This is a genomic window from Klebsiella sp. PK01 (assembly GCF_057624675.1).
The window spans coordinates 1-17,895 of record NZ_JBYEZM010000009.1 but is presented as its reverse complement, the minus strand read 5'-3'; the positions used below and the strand labels follow the sequence as shown (position 1 = coordinate 17,895).

General features: G+C 56.8%; 16 protein-coding genes. 11 read left to right on the top strand and 5 right to left on the bottom strand.

From position 1 onward, the window contains the following. The first annotated feature begins 1 nt into the window (after position 1). The 3 genes from AC22LX_RS22090 to aroD are packed head-to-tail and all read left to right on the top strand — an operon-like array spanning position 2 to position 2,876. Entirely contained in the window at positions 2 to 865 is an 864-nt protein-coding gene (locus tag AC22LX_RS22090; RefSeq protein ID WP_045376448.1) for a shikimate dehydrogenase, read from the top strand. Between the two features lie 10 nt (positions 866 to 875). Beyond that, complete coding sequence (locus tag AC22LX_RS22085) at positions 876 to 2,090, top strand: MFS transporter (protein WP_487334224.1); 1,215 nt, start codon at positions 876 to 878, stop codon at positions 2,088 to 2,090. Positions 2,091 to 2,120: 30 nt separating this feature from the next. Next, positions 2,121 to 2,876 carry a type I 3-dehydroquinate dehydratase gene (gene aroD / locus AC22LX_RS22080; RefSeq protein WP_045389987.1) on the top strand — a complete coding sequence of 252 codons (756 nt, stop codon included), beginning with the start codon at positions 2,121 to 2,123 and terminating at the stop codon, positions 2,874 to 2,876. 37 nt (positions 2,877 to 2,913) lie between these two features. On the opposite strand, the gene AC22LX_RS22075 is transcribed toward aroD, so the two are convergent. Next, on the bottom strand, positions 2,914 to 3,810 hold the full coding sequence (locus tag AC22LX_RS22075; RefSeq protein ID WP_045389984.1) for a LysR family transcriptional regulator: 897 nt from the start codon (positions 3,808 to 3,810) through the stop codon (positions 2,914 to 2,916). A gap of 230 nt (positions 3,811 to 4,040) precedes the next feature. On the opposite strand from AC22LX_RS22075, the gene AC22LX_RS22070 reads away from it, so the two are divergent. Continuing rightward, the gene (locus tag AC22LX_RS22070; RefSeq protein ID WP_487334223.1) at positions 4,041 to 5,351 is read left to right on the top strand and encodes an MFS transporter; all 1,311 of its coding nucleotides are present in this window, start codon (positions 4,041 to 4,043) and stop codon (positions 5,349 to 5,351) included. Positions 5,352 to 5,396: 45 nt separating this feature from the next. Here AC22LX_RS22070 and AC22LX_RS22065 read toward each other — a convergent pair whose 3' ends face one another. Then, positions 5,397 to 6,581, bottom strand: coding sequence for a sugar efflux transporter (locus AC22LX_RS22065; RefSeq protein ID WP_045389979.1), 1,185 nt, complete (start codon positions 6,579 to 6,581; stop codon positions 5,397 to 5,399). Between the two features lie 163 nt (positions 6,582 to 6,744). Beyond that, positions 6,745 to 6,897 (bottom strand): glucose uptake inhibitor SgrT, encoded by a 153-nt coding sequence (sgrT, locus tag AC22LX_RS22060; protein WP_015704385.1) that lies wholly within the window; start codon positions 6,895 to 6,897, stop codon positions 6,745 to 6,747. Positions 6,898 to 6,984: 87 nt separating this feature from the next. On the opposite strand from sgrT, the gene sgrR reads away from it, so the two are divergent. From sgrR to thiQ, 4 genes are all read left to right on the top strand, one after another. After that, a complete protein-coding gene (gene sgrR / locus AC22LX_RS22055) occupies positions 6,985 to 8,640 on the top strand; it encodes an HTH-type transcriptional regulator SgrR (RefSeq protein WP_487334222.1) in 1,656 nt (551 codons plus the stop codon). Between the two features lie 288 nt (positions 8,641 to 8,928). After that, positions 8,929 to 9,912, top strand: coding sequence for a thiamine ABC transporter substrate binding subunit (gene thiB, locus AC22LX_RS22050; RefSeq protein ID WP_045389973.1), 984 nt, complete (start codon positions 8,929 to 8,931; stop codon positions 9,910 to 9,912). Beyond that, on the top strand, positions 9,888 to 11,498 hold the full coding sequence (gene thiP, locus AC22LX_RS22045) for a thiamine/thiamine pyrophosphate ABC transporter permease ThiP (protein WP_045389971.1): 1,611 nt from the start codon (positions 9,888 to 9,890) through the stop codon (positions 11,496 to 11,498). The genes thiB and thiP overlap by 25 nt, the downstream gene beginning before the upstream one ends. Continuing rightward, positions 11,482 to 12,183, top strand: coding sequence for a thiamine ABC transporter ATP-binding protein ThiQ (gene thiQ / locus AC22LX_RS22040; RefSeq protein ID WP_045389969.1), 702 nt, complete (start codon positions 11,482 to 11,484; stop codon positions 12,181 to 12,183). The genes thiP and thiQ overlap by 17 nt, the downstream gene beginning before the upstream one ends. Here thiQ and AC22LX_RS22035 read toward each other — a convergent pair. Next, on the bottom strand, positions 12,170 to 12,937 hold the full coding sequence (locus AC22LX_RS22035; protein ID WP_047042724.1) for a DedA family protein: 768 nt from the start codon (positions 12,935 to 12,937) through the stop codon (positions 12,170 to 12,172). The two genes, thiQ and AC22LX_RS22035, sit on opposite strands and share 14 nt — an antisense overlap. A gap of 128 nt (positions 12,938 to 13,065) precedes the next feature. Then, positions 13,066 to 13,911 (bottom strand): arabinose operon transcriptional regulator AraC, encoded by an 846-nt coding sequence (gene araC, locus AC22LX_RS22030; RefSeq protein WP_045389966.1) that lies wholly within the window; start codon positions 13,909 to 13,911, stop codon positions 13,066 to 13,068. A 336-nt stretch (positions 13,912 to 14,247) separates the two neighbouring features. Between araC and araB the strand changes: the two genes are divergently transcribed. The 3 genes from araB to AC22LX_RS22015 all read left to right on the top strand — a co-directional run. Then, entirely contained in the window at positions 14,248 to 15,957 is a 1,710-nt protein-coding gene (gene araB, locus AC22LX_RS22025; protein WP_045389964.1) for a ribulokinase, read from the top strand. A gap of 10 nt (positions 15,958 to 15,967) precedes the next feature. Next, on the top strand, positions 15,968 to 17,470 hold the full coding sequence (gene araA / locus AC22LX_RS22020) for an L-arabinose isomerase (protein ID WP_015368279.1): 1,503 nt from the start codon (positions 15,968 to 15,970) through the stop codon (positions 17,468 to 17,470). A gap of 118 nt (positions 17,471 to 17,588) precedes the next feature. Next, positions 17,589 to 17,895 (top strand): hypothetical protein (locus AC22LX_RS22015; RefSeq protein WP_487334221.1); only part of this gene is annotated, 307 nt, incomplete at its 3' end.

Below are 17,895 nucleotides of genomic sequence, written 5' to 3'. Positions count from 1 at the left end.
CATGGCAGAACGTCTTACCGGTCATACCGAACTGATTGGCCTAATCGCTACCCCGATTCGTCACAGCATGTCGCCGACCATGCACAACGAAGCCTTTGCCCATCTTGGCCTCGATTACGCCTACCTGGCGTTCGAGGTCGATAACCAGGAGCTAAAAGATGTCGTGCAGGGTTTCCGCGCGCTAAAACTGCGTGGTTACAACGTCTCGATGCCGAATAAAACCGAAATTTGCCAGTATCTCGACAAGCTTTCGCCGGCGGCGCAGCTGGTCGGCGCGGTCAATACCGTCGTCAACGATAATGGCGTGTTAACCGGCCACATTACCGACGGCACCGGCTATATGCGCGCGCTGTCAGAAGCCGGTATCGATATCATTGGCAAGAAGATGACCATCCTCGGCGCAGGCGGCGCGGCTACCGCCATCAGCGTACAGGCCGCGCTCGACGGCGTGAAGGCCATCTCGATCTTCAACCGTAAAGACAAGTTCTTCGCCAATGCCGAGCAGACCGTCGCCAAGATCCGCGACAACACCGACTGCGAGATCCATCTCTTCGATCTCGACGATCATGACAAGCTGCGCGCCGAAATCGACAGCAGCGTGATCCTCACCAACGCCACCGGCGTCGGTATGAAACCATTCGAAGGCCAGATGCTGCTGCCAAACGACAGCTTCCTGCGCCCGGACCTGATTGTCTCCGACGTCGTCTATAACCCGCGTAAAACCCATCTGCTGGAAGTGGCGGAGAAAAAAGGCTGCCGGACCCTCAACGGCCTGGGAATGATGCTGTGGCAAGGCGCGCGCGCGTTCGAAATCTGGACGGGCAAAGAGATGCCGGTTGACTACGTCAAGAGCATTCTGTTCTAAGAGGCAAGAGATGAAAAACAAATACATCCCTACTGCGGCAGGGCTGTATCTCAACTATCTGATCCACGGCATGGGGGTGCTTTTAATCACCCTCAACATGGCCCATCTTCAGGAACAGTGGGGAACAGACGCCGCTGGCGTATCGATCGTTATCTCCTCATTAGGTATCGGTAAGCTGGCGACGATCGTGACCGGCTTTTTGTCGGATCGCTTTGGTCGTAAGCCCTTTATCTATCTTGGGATCCTCAGCTACCTGATCTTTTTCGTCGGCATTCTGCTGACCAAAAATATCTATCTGGCCTACGTGTTTGGCATCATGGCCGGTCTGGCGAACAGCTTCCTCGACTCCGGAACCTATCCGGCGCTGATGGAGTCGTTCCCGCACTCCGCCAGCCGCGCTAACGTACTCATCAAAGCCTTCGTTTCCGCAGGGCAGTTCCTGCTGCCGTTCATTATCAGCCTGCTGATATGGGCGAATCTGTGGTTCGGTTGGTCGTTTGTGATCGCGGCGGTTCTGTTTGTACTGAGCGCAATTTATCTGCTCAAGATGCCGTTCCCCGACAGCCAGGCGGCCAAAAAGGAAGAGACTCCAACGGCGCAGACAGAAGCTTCCGCTAAGCCGCAAGCCAACAAACTGGATATGGTTGTCTTTACCCTGTACGGCTATATCGGCATGGCAACCTTTTACCTGGTCAGTCAATGGCTGGCGCAATATGGTCAGTTCGTGGTCGGCATGCCTTATGCCTCGGCGATCAAGCTGCTGAGCATCTACACCGTCGGTTCGCTGGTCTGCGTCTTCGTGACCGCCGCCTTTGTCAAAGAGGTGTTCAGCTCAGCGGTGGCCATGATCATCTATACCTGTCTGTCGATGGTCTCGCTGCTGTTAGTGTGCCTGTTCCCGACACCGGTGATGGTGACCGGCTTCGCCTTCGTCATCGGCTTTGCCGCTGCCGGCGGGGTACTGCAGTTGGGAGCGACCATCATGGCGATGAGCTTTCCGAATGGCAAAGGCAAGGCGACGGGGATCTTCTACACCGCTGGCAGCATCGCGAGCTTCACGATCCCGCTTATCACCGCCAGGCTTTCGCAGATTAGCATTGCCAGCATTATGTGGTTTGATTTCCTGATCGCCGTCATCGGCTTTGTGATCGCCCTGTACATCGGCTATCGTCAACTTCAGGCGCGCGCGGCGCAAAGAGTGTCCCGCACCAGCGTCACCGCCTGAGGTTCAACGACAACAATAATGGATACCTACATGACAACTGCAGTAACCGTAAAGAACATCACCTTCAAGGAAGGCGAAACCTTAATTTGCGTACCGCTGATCGGAAAAACGCTGGATGAGCTGCTGACTAATGCTCAGGGCCTGGTTGACGCCGGCGCTGATATTATCGAATGGCGCGTTGACCATTTTACCCACGTCCGGGAAATCCCCCAGGTGCTGGCCGCGCTGGCGGAAATCCGCCATACGCTGAAAGCTCTGCCGCTGCTGTTCACCTTCCGCAGTAAGAAAGAAGGCGGCGAAACGGAAATCAGTGACGAAGCGTACTTTGAACTTAACCGCCAGGCGGCGCTAAGCGGATTCGCCGATGTTATCGACATCGAGCTGTTTAACGATGAAGCGCAAATTCGCGCGCTGGTGAACGACGCCCATCAGGCCGGCGTAAAAGTGATCATGAGCAACCATGATTTCCATAAAACGCCGGCACAGGAAGATATTATCTATCGCCTGCGTCGAATGCAGGATCTGGGTGCCGATCTGCCGAAGATCGCGGTGATGCCGCAGTCGCCTCAGGACGTACTCACTCTGCTTTCCGCCACGCTGACCATGAAAGAGAAATATGCGACGCGCCCGCTGATCACCATGTCGATGGGCAAATCCGGCGGCGTGAGCCGGGTAACCGGTCGCTTGTTCGGTTCAGCGATGACCTTTGGCACCGTCGGCCAGGCCTCCGCGCCGGGCCAGATTGCCATTGCAAAGCTGCGTGAGCTGATGGACATACTGTCCTGATAACCATGCCGCCCGGAGCCAGTCTCCGGGCGCTTACTCAGTTGATTCTCTGGCTATCATTAATAATGACGTTTTTAAATGATTGAATCGCTGAGGAAAGTACCCTTTCCTTCATCGTTGCCAGGTAGATATAACGAGGGGGAATCTCATTTTTTATTTTCAGAATGTGCACGTTATAATTTGCCAGCGCGGAGATCCTCGGCATAATCGCAATGCCATAATCGATGCTAACTAACCCCGCCATCGCGGTATCTTCATCGACGTAGCAGGCGATATCCGGCACCAGTTTTTGCTGCATGAAGACATTATCAATAAAAGGCCGCAGACCGCTGTTTTCTGAGAAGTAGATATAGGGATAGTGAATCGTCTCAACCAAATCGACCTCATTTTCATACAATCGGGCAAGCGGGTGATCTTTCGCCGTCACCACCACCAGCTCCTGCTGAATGATGGGAATAAAATCGATGTCTGGTTCATCGGCAATATATGAGCAAATCGCCAGATCGGTTTTTCCTGCCTTTAATGCTTGTAATAACGAAAGTGAAGTGCCTTGCGTGAAGGAAAAAGTCACCTTGTGACTGGATGGTGAATTAGTGTATTTATTAATTAACTGCGGAACAACAAATTCACCCATCGTATAAATAAAGGCGATACGAATATTCTCTTTCTTTTCACTATCATTGTTTTGCAGCGTCAGGCGCCCATTCTCTAAAGAAGCGAGCGCATCTTCCACATAGGGTAAAAAACGTTTACCGCTTTGCGTAATTTTGACGTTGCGGCCTTTTCTGGCGAACAGCGCCACACCCAACTCCTTCTCCAGCTCAGATATGGCGTGGCTTAACGAGGGTTGAGTGATGAACAGGCTGGATGCCGCCTCGGTGTAATGTTCCGTCTCGCTCAATCGCTTAAAATAATAAAGTTGCTTCAGGTTCATTATTTTTGTCCGTATAATATAAGAATAAAACCACTGCGCCTAATATACCATGCGGCAGGTGGATAATACGCTACAACGAGCCAATATCAGATTCCCATCAAATATTATTTGATATTTTCTTTTGTGCGTAACAAGGCGTTGTCATTCATAGACACAGTCTATGAATCATTAGAGTATTTCTGCATGCATTAATACATGCAAAAATATTTTAAACTTTAAAGGAAATCTATATGTGTATACCTGACTCTCAGGGTAGCCTGGCGTCATCGCCCGGCGCGCTAAAAAGAAGCAGAACGCGTATTTTTATTTTATCGCTCTTATCGCTGGGTACGATGATTAATTATCTCGATCGTACCATTCTTGGAATCGTTGCTCCAAAATTAACCACTGAAATCCATATCGATCCGGCGATGATGGGCATTGTTTTTTCCGCTTTTGCCTGGACTTATGCGCTGGCGCAAATTCCTGGCGGCATGTTTTTAGACCGTTTCGGTAATAAATTGACCTACGCCCTGTCCATCTTCTTTTGGTCGCTGTTTACCCTGCTGCAAAGCTTCTCGCTGGGGCTGAAATCATTGCTCCTTCTGCGTCTGGGGCTAGGCGTCAGCGAGGCACCCTGCTTTCCGGCCAATAGCCGCATCGTCAGCAAATGGTTCCCCCAGCATGAACGGGCCAGAGCCACCGCTACCTATACAGTAGGCGAATACATTGGGTTAGCCGCCTTCTCGCCATTGTTATTTTTAATCCTGGAACATCATGGCTGGCGCACCTTATTTTTTCTAACCGGCGGGCTAGGAATTTTATTCACCTTCGTATGGTGGCGTTTTTATCATGAGCCGCATGAATCGAAAACGGCAAATAAAGCAGAACTGGATTATATTGGCGCCGACCAGGTTGCCAAAAAGAGTGAAAACATTCCATTTAACTGGCGTGATGCCAGGCGGCTACTGTGCTGCCGACAAATTATCGGCGCCAGTCTGGGGCAGTTTGCTGGTAACACTACGCTGGTCTTTTTCCTTACCTGGTTCCCTACTTATCTGGCCAACGAACGCCACTTGCCGTGGCTTCACGTGGGCTTTTTCGCCACCTGGCCATTCCTGGCCGCCGCGGTTGGCATCATCTTCGGCGGCTGGCTTTCCGATAGGCTACTTAAGCGTACGGGCTCAGCCAATATAAGCCGAAAACTTCCAATAATTTCTGGATTATTGCTTTCCAGTTGCATTATCGCCGCCAATTGGGTGAGCGCGAATTCGACGGTAATTATTATTATGTCGATCGCTTTCTTTGGTCAGGGAATGGTTGGTCTGGGCTGGACGTTAATATCTGATATTGCCCCGGATAATATGGCTGGGTTGACCGGCGGTATATTTAATTTCTGCGCCAACCTGGCATCAATTATCGCGCCACTCATCATTGGCGTGATTATATCAGCCACCGGTAACTTCTTTTACGCCCTCATTTACGTTGGAGTGACCGCCCTGATCGGGGTGATTGCCTACATCTTTATCATCGGCGACATCAAGCGAATCGTACTGAAGTAACGCTCTCTCCGCGCCGGGCCAGCATGGCCGGCGCGGAAGATTGACTTAAATATCTTTCACCCGGCTGGTCAAAAACAGCGTCAGCAGCGAAATCGCCGCGATTGTCCAGTAGACGCTGGCGTGACCATAGCTTTGCGACAGCGCCCCCTGAATCACCCCGGCCAGAATAACCCCGGTGGAGATACTGTTGGTAAACAGCGTGGTCGCCGCCCCGGCGCGCCCCGGCATCAGGTCCTGGAACCACAACATGCCGATCCCCGCGATGATACCAATAAAGATGGCGTTGAATAGCTGCAGCGCCAGCAGCGCCGTGCGGCCATGGAACATAATCAGCCCCACATAGAACAACACGCCGGCGGCGACTGCCGCCACCATCATTTTGCGTTTACCCCAACGCTTAACGTAGTAGCCGGCCAGGATCATCGCCGGAATTTCAAGACCGGCGGCCGTGCCCATCAGTATCCCCGCCAGGCTATCCGGCAGGCCAAGATCGCTACTGATCCACAACGGCATATCGATGATATACATGGTGTTGCAGGTCCACATCAGCGTTGAGGCGATAAATAGCATGCGGACGTTTTTATCGCGCCAGCCGCCTTCCAGTTCCGGCAGGCTGCTGCCTTCCTGCAGTTGCGTCACTCGCGCCACCGAAGGCAGCTTAAAGGCAATCAGCGCCAGGCTGATGACAAAAATCCCGGCGGCGATGGAAAACATGGTCGTAAAGCCATAATTCAACGCCAGCATAAAAGCCAGCGGCGGGCCAATGACCCACGCCAGCGACAGCTGGGCGCGCATCACCGAGCTGAACATCACCACTTCGCGAGCAGAGCTATCAGCGTATTCGCGGGCAAGAGCAAACAGCTGCGGCATTGCCGCATTGGCGACCGACGCCAGCATCACGCCACAGGTGATAAGCGTCAGATAATGGCGGTTGAAAGCGAACAGCAGCGCGTTACCCACCGCCATCAGGCAGCAGAACATAATTAACCGCCGACGATCGCCGCGGCTATCGGATCGTTTGGCCAGCGCCAGGCTCACCAGGATACCGGCAATCGCATTCACCGTATAAAACAGGCCGACCCAGAACGGCTGCGCGCCGACTTCACGACTAAGAAATAGACTGAGCGTCGGCGCCTGCAGCGCCCCGGCCACGCCCATCATAAAAGCCACCAGCATAAAGGCGGCGTAGACGCCGTTTAACCGTCGCCCCATCGTCATCAACCACAGCATGAAATATCCTTAACACACGCGAAGTAAACGAAAAAAGCCAGCAGAAGCAATCTGCTGGCGGGTGATTCTATACTCTGTGGATTTCGAGTTGCAGCCAATGCGCTTGCAGCCTGAAAGACGGCGAGTATAACACCAATACTCAGTCACACATGATGTCGGCAAGTCAACGATCGGAGGTCGGCGACGTAACTCCCCACTGCATCAATTCCTCCAGCATTTTCTGCTGCCTTCCTGCTAACTGGCGGGCCAGCCAGGACGCGCCCTGCGTCGCAGAAAAGTACCGTTGATAGAACTGCTTAGTGGTTGACCTCGTCATATTCATCTCCTTACTTCATCGAGGTTCATTATTGGCTTAATATAGGAACTCATAAATTGCTGAGTTTTCGTCAGGAGTTCCTCTTTTATGCCTTCCAGCCGTCTGCAACAACAGTTCATACGCCTGTGGCAATGCTGCGATGGCAGGTCGCAACAGACCACCCTCAACGAACTGGCGGAAATGCTCAGTTGTTCGCGCCGCCATATGCGCACCTTGCTCAATCTGATGGAAGCGCGCGGCTGGCTTGCCTGGGAATCCGAAGCCGGGCGCGGCAAGCGCTCCAGGTTGACCTTCCTTTATACCGGTCTGGCGCTACAGCAGCAGCGCGCCGAGGATCTACTGGAGCAGGATCGCATCGATCAGTTGGTGCAACTGGTTGGCGATAAAACCGCGGTCAGACAGATGTTGATCTCCCATCTTGGCCGCAGCTTCCGCCAGGGGCGCCACATCCTGCGCGTGCTCTACTATCGGCCGATGAAGAATCTGCTGCCCGGCAGCGCGTTGCGCCGTTCGGAGACCCACATCGCACGGCAAATTTTTAGCGCGCTGACGCGGGTAAATGAGGAAAATGGGGAACTGGAGGCCGATATCGCCCACCACTGGCAGCAAATTTCGCCTAACCACTGGCGCTTTTTTCTGCGTCCCGGCATTCATTTCCATCATGGCCGGGAGCTGGAGATGGCCGACGTTATCTCCTCGCTACAGCGCAGCAGCGAACTGCCGCTATTTTCCCATATTGAGCGCATCGTCTCGCCGACCGCCTGGACGCTGGATATTCACCTCAGCCAGCCGGACCGCTGGCTGCCCTGGCTGTTAGGGCAGGTCCCGGCAATGGTGCTGCCGCAGGAATGGCGCACGATGGATAATTTTTCCAGTCTCCCCATCGGTACCGGCCCTTACGCGGTCGCGCGCAATAATCAAAATCAGTTGAAAATCCATGCCTTCGAAGAATACTTCGGCTACCGGGCGCTGATCGATGAGGTTAACGTCTGGGTGCTGCCGGAAATTAGCGAAGAACCCAACGGCGGTTTAACCCTGCAGGGCAATACCGAAAGCGAAAAAGCCGTAGAGAGCCGCCTGGAAGAGGGGTGCTATTACCTGCTCTTTGATAGCCGCAGCCCGCTGGGCGGCAATGATGACGTGCGCCGCTGGTTAAGTTATCTGTTCCAGCCCGCCAACCTGCTGTATCACGCCGGCGAACACTATCAAGGCAACTGGTTTCCGGCCTACGGTCTGCTGCCGCGCTGGCACCACGCCCGCAGCCATGCCTGTGAAAAACCTGCCGGCCTCGAGTCAGTTACCCTCACCTACTATCGCGATCACGTGGAACATCGGGTCATTGGCGGGATCATGCTGGCGCTGCTGGCGGAACATCAGGTAAAGCTGAACATTCAGGAGCTGGAGTACGATGACTGGCATCGCGGCGAAACGGTGAGCGATATCTGGCTCAACAGCGTCAATTTCACGTTGCCAATCGATTTTTCCCTGTTCGCCTATTTATATGAAGTGCCGCTGATGCATCACTGCATTCCCATCGACTGGGAGGCTGACGCCAACCGCTGGCGCGCGGGCGAGTTCAACCCGGCGACCTGGAGCCAGCAACTGCTGGAGAAACAGCATATTGTTCCGCTGATCCACCACTGGCTAATGATTCAGGGCCAGCGCAGTATGCGCGGCGTGCGCATGAACACCCTCGGCTGGTTCGACTTTAAATCGGCGTGGTTCGCCCCGCCGGAACCCTGAATGCTTTGCGTCATCTAACAAAATCATTACACTATCGCCGTTCTCAACGGGGTGCTAATAAACATACGCAATATCATTCAAGTTGCATCAAGGCAGCAAGCGGGTGAATCCCCTGGAGCATAGATAACTATGTGACTGGGGTGAACGCGCGAAGCTAACGCAGATGCGGCTTGAAGGATGAAGCGTATGGGCTGAGAAAATACCCGTCGAACCTGATCCGGATAACGCCGGCGAAGGGATTTGAGGCCTACTCAAAATCCTTTGCCTCCCCATATACTGAGGTGCAAAGTGTTGAAAAAACTGCTTCCCCTGCTGGCGCTGGTCGCCGCCCCGGTCTTTGCTAAACCGATCCTGACCGTTTACACCTACGATTCGTTCTCCGCCGACTGGGGTCCTGGCCCGGCGGTGAAAAAGGCCTTCGAGGCCGACTGCGGCTGCGAGCTGAAATACGTCGCCCTCGAAGATGGCGTATCGCTGCTTAACCGGTTGCGAATGGAAGGCAAAAACAGCAAAGCTGATGTCGTGCTCGGCCTTGATAACAATCTGCTGGCAGCCGCGGCGCAGAGCAAACTGTTTGCCAAAAGCGGCGTTCCAGGCAGCGCGGTCACCGTACCTGGCGGCTGGGATAACGACACCTTCGTGCCTTACGACTACGGCTACTTCGCCTTCGTGTATGACAAAAACAAGCTGAAAAACCCGCCGAAAAGCCTGAAAGAGCTGGTCGAGAGCCCGCAGAAATGGCGCGTGATTTATGAAGACCCGCGCACCAGTACGCCGGGGCTCGGCCTGCTGCTGTGGATGCAAAAGGTGTATGGCGATAAGGCGCCGGAAGCCTGGCAGAAGTTGGCGGCCAAAACCGTCACCGTCACCAAGGGCTGGAGCGAAGCCTACGGCCTGTTCCTGAAAGGCGAAAGCGACCTGGTGTTGAGCTATACCACCTCGCCGGCTTATCACCTCATCGAAGAGAAAAAAGATAATTATGCGGCGGCGGACTTTACCGAAGGCCACTATCTGCAGGTTGAAGTCGCCGCGCGTACCGCCGCCAGCAAGCAGCCGGAACTGGCGGAGAAGTTCCTGAAATTTATGGTCTCGCCTGGCTTCCAGAACGCGATCCCCACCGGCAACTGGATGTACCCGGTAACTCAGGTCGCGCTGCCGGCCGACTTCAATAAGCTAACCAAACCGCAAACCACGCTGCAGTTCACCCCGCAGCAGGTCGCCGCTGAACGTCAAAACTGGATCGGTTCATGGCAACGCGCCGTCAGCCGCTAAGTTTCGGCTGGCTGATCCCCGGCGCCGCGGCGGCCTGCTTACTGGTCATCGTGGCGCTGGCGGCGTTTCTGGCGCTGTGGCTGGAAGCGCCGCAGGCCCCCTGGCAGACGATCCTCAGCGATAGCTATCTCTGGCACGTCGTTCGTTTCTCTTTCTGGCAGGCTTTTTTGTCGGCGCTATTTTCGGTGGTGCCGGCGATATTCCTTGCCCGCGCCCTGTATCGCCGCCACTTTCCGGGGCGCACGCTGCTGCTGCGCCTGTGCGCGATGACGTTGATCCTGCCGGTTCTGGTGGCGGTGTTCGGCATCCTCAGCGTCTATGGCCGCCAGGGGTGGCTCGCCGCGCTGTTCCACGCGCTCGGCTGGCAGTGGGATTTCTCGCCATACGGCTTACAGGGCATCCTGTTGGCCCATGTGTTCTTTAATATGCCGATGGCGACCCGCCTGCTGCTGCAGGCGCTGGAAAACATTCCCGGCGAACAGCGGCAGATCGCCGCACAGCTCGGGATGCGCGGTTTCGTCTTCTTCCGGCTGGTGGAATGGCCGTGGCTGCGTCGGCAGATCCTGCCGGTGGCTACGCTGATTTTTATGTTGTGCTTCGCAAGCTTCGCCACCGTGCTGTCACTTGGCGGCGGGCCGCGGGCCACCACCATTGAGCTGGCTATCTATCAGGCGCTAAGTTTTGATTACGACCCGGCGCGGGCGGCGCTATTAGCGATTATTCAAATGGTCTGCTGTCTTGGGCTGGTGCTGCTGAGCCAGCGCCTGAGCAAAGCCGTGGCGATCGGCGCCAACCAACTGCAGGGCTGGCGCGACCCCGATGACCGTCTGCATAGCCGCCTGTGCGATTTCGCGCTGATCGCGCTTGCTCTATTGTTGTTGCTGCCGCCGTTGTTAGCGGTAATCGTCGATGGCCTCAACGTCAATCTGCCGAAGGTGCTCGGCCAAGCCGCGCTATGGCAGGCGCTGTGGACCTCGCTGCGTATCGCCCTCGCCGCCGGTCTGCTTAGCGTTATCCTGACCATGATGCTGCTATGGAGCAGCCGCGAACTGCGGGCCCGCAATCTGCCGCTGGCCGGGCAGACGCTGGAGCTCAGCGGCATGCTCATCCTCGCCATGCCGGGGATTGTGCTGGCAACCGGATTTTTCCTGCTGCTCAATAACAGCGTCGGCCTGCCGGAATCCGCCGACGGCATCGTCATCTTTACCAACGCGCTGATGGCAATCCCCTATGCCCTGAAGGTGCTGGAAAACCCGATGCGCGATATTGCCGCCCGCTACGGCGCTTTGTGTCAGTCGTTGGGGCTACAAGGTTTTAACCGGCTGCGGGTAGTGGAGCTACGGGCGCTGAAACGGCCGCTGGCGCAGGCTTTGGCTTTCGCCTGCGTGCTGTCTATCGGCGACTTCGGCGTGGTGGCGCTGTTCGGCAATGAATCCTTCCGCACGCTGCCTTTCTATTTGTATCAACAAATAGGCTCCTACCGCAGCCAGGACGGCGCGGTCACCGCGCTTCTGCTACTGTTGCTGTGCTTTATCCTTTTTACCTTGATCGAGAAACTACCGGGACGCGATGCTAAAACTCAATGATGTCACCTGGCTGTATCAGCATTTGCCGATGCGCTTTACGCTCAGCGTCGAGCGCGGAGAACGCATCGCCGTGCTCGGTCCCAGCGGCGCCGGCAAAAGCACGCTGCTGAATCTGATCGCCGGTTTTCTGCCGCCGGCCAGCGGCAGCCTGCTGATCGACGGCGAGAAGCATAACGCCACGCCGCCGGCGCAGCGTCCGGTTTCCATGCTGTTTCAGGAGAACAACCTGTTTAACCATCTCACCGTCCGGCAGAATATTGGCCTAGGCATCCACCCCGGCCTGAAGCTGAACCGCGAGCAGCACGCGCAGGTCACGGCGATAGCCGGGCAGATGGGAATGGATACGCTGCTGGATCGTCTACCGGGCGAGCTTTCCGGCGGTCAGCGGCAGCGAGCGGCGCTGGCCCGCTGTCTGATACGCCAACAGCCGGTGCTGCTGCTTGATGAACCCTTCTCGGCGCTCGATCCGGCGCTGCGTCAGGAGATGCTGACGCTGGTCGCCGATGTCTGTCAGCGGCAACAGTTGACGCTGTTGATGGTGTCGCACAGCGTGGAGGATGCGGCGCGCATTGCGCCTCGTTCCATCGTAGTGGCCGAAGGGCGCATTGCCTGGGACGGCGCCACTGACGATCTGTTGAGCGGCAACAGCAGCGCCTCGGCGCTGTTGGGAATTAACGCGAAATGACCTTATGCAGGATCTCAAGGTAGACCGGCATCAGGGGATGGCGGAAAACAAACGTTAGCGCCGCTACCGCCAGCGCCGCCATCAACGGCGCCAGCCACAGCAGGCGTCCGCGCGGTAGCCAACGGGTCAGACGATCGCCGGAGGTTTTCGCGCTCCGCCACAGTCGCCAGCACAGCCAGCCCGCCAGCCACGCCAGCAGCGCCGCGCCCAGCAGCAGCCATTTGAAGCTGGCGCTGTTTTCATCGGCAGGAATATCAATCGCCGCCCCCGCCAGAATACCGGGGAGGAAATAGAGCGGCGGCCAGAGCAGGCAGCCAATAATATTCGGCAGCACAAACTTCGCCACCGGCAGGTCGAGCATCCCGGCGACCATTGGCACCAGCGGCCGCGTCGGCCCGACAAAGCGGCCGATCAGTATCGTCACCATGCTGTGCTGGTGCAGCGCGTGTTCGGTTTTCTCCAGCAGCGCGCGATTTTTTTTCATAAACGACCAGCGGTGTAACGGCTTTTTAAAGCGCCAGCCGAGCCAGAATGAGATCCAGTCTCCCAACAGGCAGCCGACAATCCCCGCCAGCCACGCCTGCCAGAAGTTAACTTCGCCGCTGCCGATGAGCGCCCCCAGGCCAGCCATCATGACCGTGCCGGGTAAAATAAGCCCCACCAGCGCCAGCGACTCAAGAAATGCCACCAGCATCACGGCTATCAACGAGTAGACCGTGGATTGGGTGATAAAGTGTTCCAGCAATGCCTGCATAATGTACCCGGTTAAAAAACGAAGCCCGGATTCTCCGGAGCCGTCACGTCGCCGTCAAGCCACCAATTGTCTTAATAGTTTACTGGCTGTGACATTTAAGCGGGTCATCATTTCACTTTCTTTACTTTTTATTCACATCCTGCGCGAAATTCACTGGGGCTGGCGCCGGTACATTTTTTAAAGACACGCGAAAAATAGAGCTGATCTTCGAAGCCAACGTTGCGGCCAACGCTGGCAATCGGCATCCGGGTGGTACTCAACAGCAGTTTGGCCTGGCTAATTCGCTGATCTTCCCGCCAGCCAAGTACGCTTATCCCCAACTGCTGGCGAAACAGGTGCGACAGACGCGAAGGCGACAGACAGACGTGCTGGGCGACGCTGGCGATATCGAAATGGCTGTCCGCCAGATGGTCGCTGATGTACTGGCAGGCATCGCGCACCCGGTTATCCAGCGGCGGATGCAGCGATTCGTTAATCGCCTCCATGCGCCGCAGTAGCAACTGTTCCAGCAGGTTAATCGCCAACAGTTCGGAATAACGTCCCGCCCCCTGACCGGCATCGACAATCTGCCCGAACAGCTCGCCAAACCGCGCCTGCCACTGTTCATCCGGGCGGAAGAAACCGGTCTGAGCGAAGATCGTCGGCCAGTTAAGCCATTCGTGCCAGTAGGCGCGTGGGCGGAAATAGACCCACTGGTGATACCACTCGCTGGCGTCGGGATGGCGGCCATAGTGATGAATCTCCCCCGGCGGAAACAGCAGCATATCGCCGGGGCGACAAACGAACTGTTCGCCGTGGTTGTTAATCACCCCCTCGCCGCGGATCGTCAGGTTGAGAATATAGCCTTTCATGCCCAGCGGGCGGTCGATAAAGAAATCGAGATAACCCTGCGCCTCAATCGGCGTCAGGCCGGTGACCAGATGAGCGTTAAAGGAATAGCCCGGAAGCAGCGGATCGTTTTGCGTTTCGGCCATAAGCGTCGTTCTCCACGAGGTATTTTTGACACCAATTGTCCATATTCATCATTTTATCGCCATCCGCGCCGTTGCGACTGCGATACCGGTGGGAATTTAGACAAAAACCCGCACAGTGAGCGAAAAAAGCGCTACCAGCACGCATTTCGCGTTGATCCAGCGCATAACAAAAGTGTCTATAAATACGGCAGGAAAGTCCACATCGAATATTTGCACGGCGTCACACTTTGCGAGGTGACAGCAATATAGTCCATAAGATTAGCGAATACGGCCTGACGGATTTGGCCGGGGATATCTACTGTTGCTGCATGAATGATTTCAGCATGGAGTAACAAGATGGCAATTGCGATTGGCCTCGATTTTGGTAGTGACTCAGTACGCGCGCTGGCGGTGGAATGCGCTACCGGCGCGGAGCTGGCCGCGAGCGTAGAGTGGTATCCACGCTGGCAGGAAGGGCTGTTCTGCGATGGGCCGAATAACCGCTTCCGCCATCACCCGCGCGATTATATTGAATCGATGGAATCGGCGCTAAAAAGCGTCCTGGCGGCATTAAGCGCAGAACAACGAGCGATGGTGGTCGGTATCGGCGTCGACAGCACCGGTTCAACCCCGGCGCCGATTGATGCTGACGGTAACGTGCTGGCGCTGCGCGAAGAGTTCGCCGACAACCCGAACGCCATGTTCGTACTGTGGAAAGACCATACCGCGGTGGAAGAGGCGGAAGCCATCACCCGCCTGTGCCACACGCCGGGTAAAGAAGATTACTCGCGCTATATCGGCGGCATCTACTCCAGCGAATGGTTCTGGGCCAAGATCCTCCACGTCACTCGCGAAGATAGCGCCGTCGCGCAGGCCGCGGCATCGTGGATTGAGCTTTGTGACTGGGTGCCCGCCCTGCTCTCCGGCACCACCCGCCCGCAGGATATCCGCCGTGGTCGCTGCAGCGCCGGGCACAAATCGTTGTGGCACGAGAGCTGGGGCGGACTGCCGCCCGCCAGCTTCTTCGACGAACTCGACCCGATTATCAACCGCCACCTTGCCTGGCCGCTATTCCGCGACACCTGGACTGCGGATCTCCCCGTCGGCAACCTGACCGCCGAATGGGCGCAGCGCCTCGGCCTGCCGGAGACAGTGGTGATTTCCGGCGGCGCCTTCGATTGCCATATGGGCGCGGTCGGCGCCGGCGCACAGCCTAACGCATTGGTTAAAGTTATCGGCACCTCCACCTGCGACATCCTGATCGCCGATAAACAGAGCGTGGGCAACCGCACGGTGAAAGGTATCTGCGGCCAGGTGGACGGCAGCGTGGTGCCGGATTTCATCGGTATGGAGGCCGGTCAGTCCGCCTTCGGCGATATCTATGCCTGGTTTGGCCGTATCCTCGGCTGGCCGCTGGAACAGCTGGCCCAACAGCACCCTGAATTGCGCGAGCCAATCAAAGCCAGTCAAAAACAGCTGCTGCCTGCGCTCACCGAAGCCTGGGCCAATAATCCGTCCCTCGATCACCTGCCGGTGGTGCTGGACTGGTTCAACGGCCGCCGCACGCCGAACGCCAACCAGCGGCTGAAAGGCGTTATTACCGATTTAAATCTGGCCACCGACGCCCCGGCGCTGTTTGGCGGGCTCATTGCCGCCACCGCCTTCGGCGCCCGCGCCATTATGGAGTGCTTCACCGATCAGGGCATTCCGGTCAATAACGTGATGGCGCTCGGCGGCATTGCGCGTAAGAACCAGGTCATCATGCAGGCCTGCTGCGACGTCCTGAACCGCCCGCTGCAGATTGTCGCCTCCGATCAGTGCTGCGCGTTAGGCGCCGCCATCTTCGCCGCCGTCGCCGCGGGCGTCTATCCGGATATCCCCGCCGCGCAGCGCAACATGGCAAGCGAGGTGGAAAACACCCTGCAGCCGCGCGCGCAGCAGGCGCAACGTTTCGAACAACTGTATCAGCGCTACCAGCAGTGGTCGGCTAGCTCGGAACAACACTATCTCCCTTCGGCTGCAAAGGCGGAAAACGCCCCGCAATCTCCGGCAGCGCTCACCCATTAAGGATACGAAAATGACGATTTTTGATAACTATGAAGTGTGGTTCGTAATTGGCAGCCAGCACCTGTATGGCCAGGAGACCCTACGCCAGGTGACGAAACATGCCGAACATGTGGTGAATAGCCTGAATGCGGAAGCAAAACTGCCGTGCAAGCTGGTGCTGAAACCGCTCGGCACCACGCCGGATGAAATCACGCATATTTGCCGCGACGCCAACTACGATGATAAATGCGCCGGATTAGTGGTCTGGCTGCATACCTTCTCACCGGCGAAAATGTGGATTAACGGCCTGACGCTCCTCAACAAGCCGCTGCTGCAATTCCATACCCAGTTCAACGCCTCTCTGCCGTGGGACAGCATTGATATGGACTTTATGAACCTCAACCAGACCGCGCACGGCGGCCGCGAATTTGGCTTTATCGGCGCGCGCATGCGCCAGCAGCACAGCGTCGTCACCGGTCACTGGCAGGATAAAGAAGCGCACCAGCGCATCGGCGCGTGGATGCGCCAGGCGGTTTCGAAGCAGGATACCCGCCATCTGAAAGTGTGCCGCTTCGGCGATAACATGCGCGAAGTGGCGGTAACCGATGGCGATAAAGTGGCGGCGCAGATTAAGTTCGGCTTCTCGGTCAACACCTGGGCGGTCGGCGATCTGGTGCAGGTGGTGAATAGCATCAGCGACGGCGATATCAACGCGCTGGTCGATGAGTATGAAAGCAGCTACCGCCTGACGCCAGCGGCGCAGGTGCACGGCGATAAACGCCAGAACGTACTGGACGCCGCGCGCATCGAACTGGGGATGAAGCGCTTCCTTGAGCAAGGCGGTTTCCACGCCTTTACCACCACCTTTGAAGACCTTCACGGCCTGAAGCAGCTGCCGGGTCTCGCCGTACAGCGCCTGATGCAGCAGGGCTACGGCTTTGCCGGCGAAGGCGACTGGAAAACCGCCGCTCTGCTACGCATCATGAAAGTGATGTCGACCGGTCTGCAGGGCGGCACCTCTTTTATGGAGGATTACACCTATCACTTCGACAACGGCAACGATCTGGTGCTGGGCTCGCACATGCTGGAAGTGTGCCCGACTATCGCTACCGCCGAGAAACCGATCCTCGACGTCCAGCCGCTGGGAATTGGCGGTAAGGCCGATCCGGCGCGTCTGATCTTCAACACCCAAACCGGCCCGGCGATCGTCGCCAGCCTGATTGATTTAGGCGATCGCTTCCGCCTGCTGGTCAACACCATCGAAACCGTCGCGACGCCGCACGATCTGCCGAAGCTGCCGGTGGCCAACGCGCTGTGGCAGGCACAGCCGGATCTGCGTACCGCGTCGGAAGCCTGGATCATCGCCGGCGGCGCGCACCATACCGTCTTCAGCCATGCGCTAACCCTCGACGATATGCGCCAGTTTGCCGAGCTGCAGGATATTGAGCTGACCGTCATCGACAACGATACCCGCCTGCCGTCGTTCAAAGACGCGCTGCGCTGGAATGAAGTCTATTACGGTTCAAAACGCTAAGAGGCCGCCCCTCACCCTAACCCTCTCCCCAGCGGGGAGAGGGAACCGACCGAGCGCGGTGTCGCCTTTATCCCACTCCCTTTGGGAGAGGGTCGGGGCGAGGGAACCGACCCTCGCGGTGTCAACTTTCTCCCTCTCCCTTTGGGAGAGGGTCGGGGTGAGGGAACCGACCGGCGCGGTGTCAACTTTTTCCCTCTCTCTTTGGGAGAGGAGTGGGGAGAAGGAACCGACCGGCGCGGTGTCATCTTACTCCCTCTCCCTTTGGGAGAGGGTCGGGGTAAGGGAACCGACCGGCGCGGTGTCATCTTTCTCCCTCTCCCTTTGGGAGAGGGTCGGGGTAAGGGAACCGACCGGCGCGGTGTCATCTTTCTCCCTCTCCCTTTGGGAGAGGGTCGGGGTGAGGGAACCGACCGGCGCGGTGTCAA

Excerpts from the sequence above, each read along its gene's own strand:
- AC22LX_RS22090 (WP_045376448.1), top strand. The coding sequence starts at position 2 with ATGGCAGAACGTCTTACCGGTCATACCGAACTGATTGGCCTAATCGCT.
- AC22LX_RS22085 (WP_487334224.1), top strand. The coding sequence starts at position 876 with ATGAAAAACAAATACATCCCTACTGCGGCAGGGCTGTATCTCAACTAT.
- aroD (WP_045389987.1), top strand. The coding sequence starts at position 2,121 with ATGACAACTGCAGTAACCGTAAAGAACATCACCTTCAAGGAAGGCGAA.
- AC22LX_RS22075 (WP_045389984.1), bottom strand. The coding sequence starts at position 3,810 with ATGAACCTGAAGCAACTTTATTATTTTAAGCGATTGAGCGAGACGGAA.
- AC22LX_RS22070 (WP_487334223.1), top strand. The coding sequence starts at position 4,041 with ATGTGTATACCTGACTCTCAGGGTAGCCTGGCGTCATCGCCCGGCGCG.
- AC22LX_RS22065 (WP_045389979.1), bottom strand. The coding sequence starts at position 6,581 with ATGCTGTGGTTGATGACGATGGGGCGACGGTTAAACGGCGTCTACGCC.
- sgrT (WP_015704385.1), bottom strand. The coding sequence starts at position 6,897 with ATGACGAGGTCAACCACTAAGCAGTTCTATCAACGGTACTTTTCTGCG.
- sgrR (WP_487334222.1), top strand. The coding sequence starts at position 6,985 with ATGCCTTCCAGCCGTCTGCAACAACAGTTCATACGCCTGTGGCAATGC.
- thiP (WP_045389971.1), top strand. The coding sequence starts at position 9,888 with ATGGCAACGCGCCGTCAGCCGCTAAGTTTCGGCTGGCTGATCCCCGGC.
- thiQ (WP_045389969.1), top strand. The coding sequence starts at position 11,482 with ATGCTAAAACTCAATGATGTCACCTGGCTGTATCAGCATTTGCCGATG.
- AC22LX_RS22035 (WP_047042724.1), bottom strand. The coding sequence starts at position 12,937 with ATGCAGGCATTGCTGGAACACTTTATCACCCAATCCACGGTCTACTCG.
- araC (WP_045389966.1), bottom strand. The coding sequence starts at position 13,911 with ATGGCCGAAACGCAAAACGATCCGCTGCTTCCGGGCTATTCCTTTAAC.
- araB (WP_045389964.1), top strand. The coding sequence starts at position 14,248 with ATGGCAATTGCGATTGGCCTCGATTTTGGTAGTGACTCAGTACGCGCG.
- araA (WP_015368279.1), top strand. The coding sequence starts at position 15,968 with ATGACGATTTTTGATAACTATGAAGTGTGGTTCGTAATTGGCAGCCAG.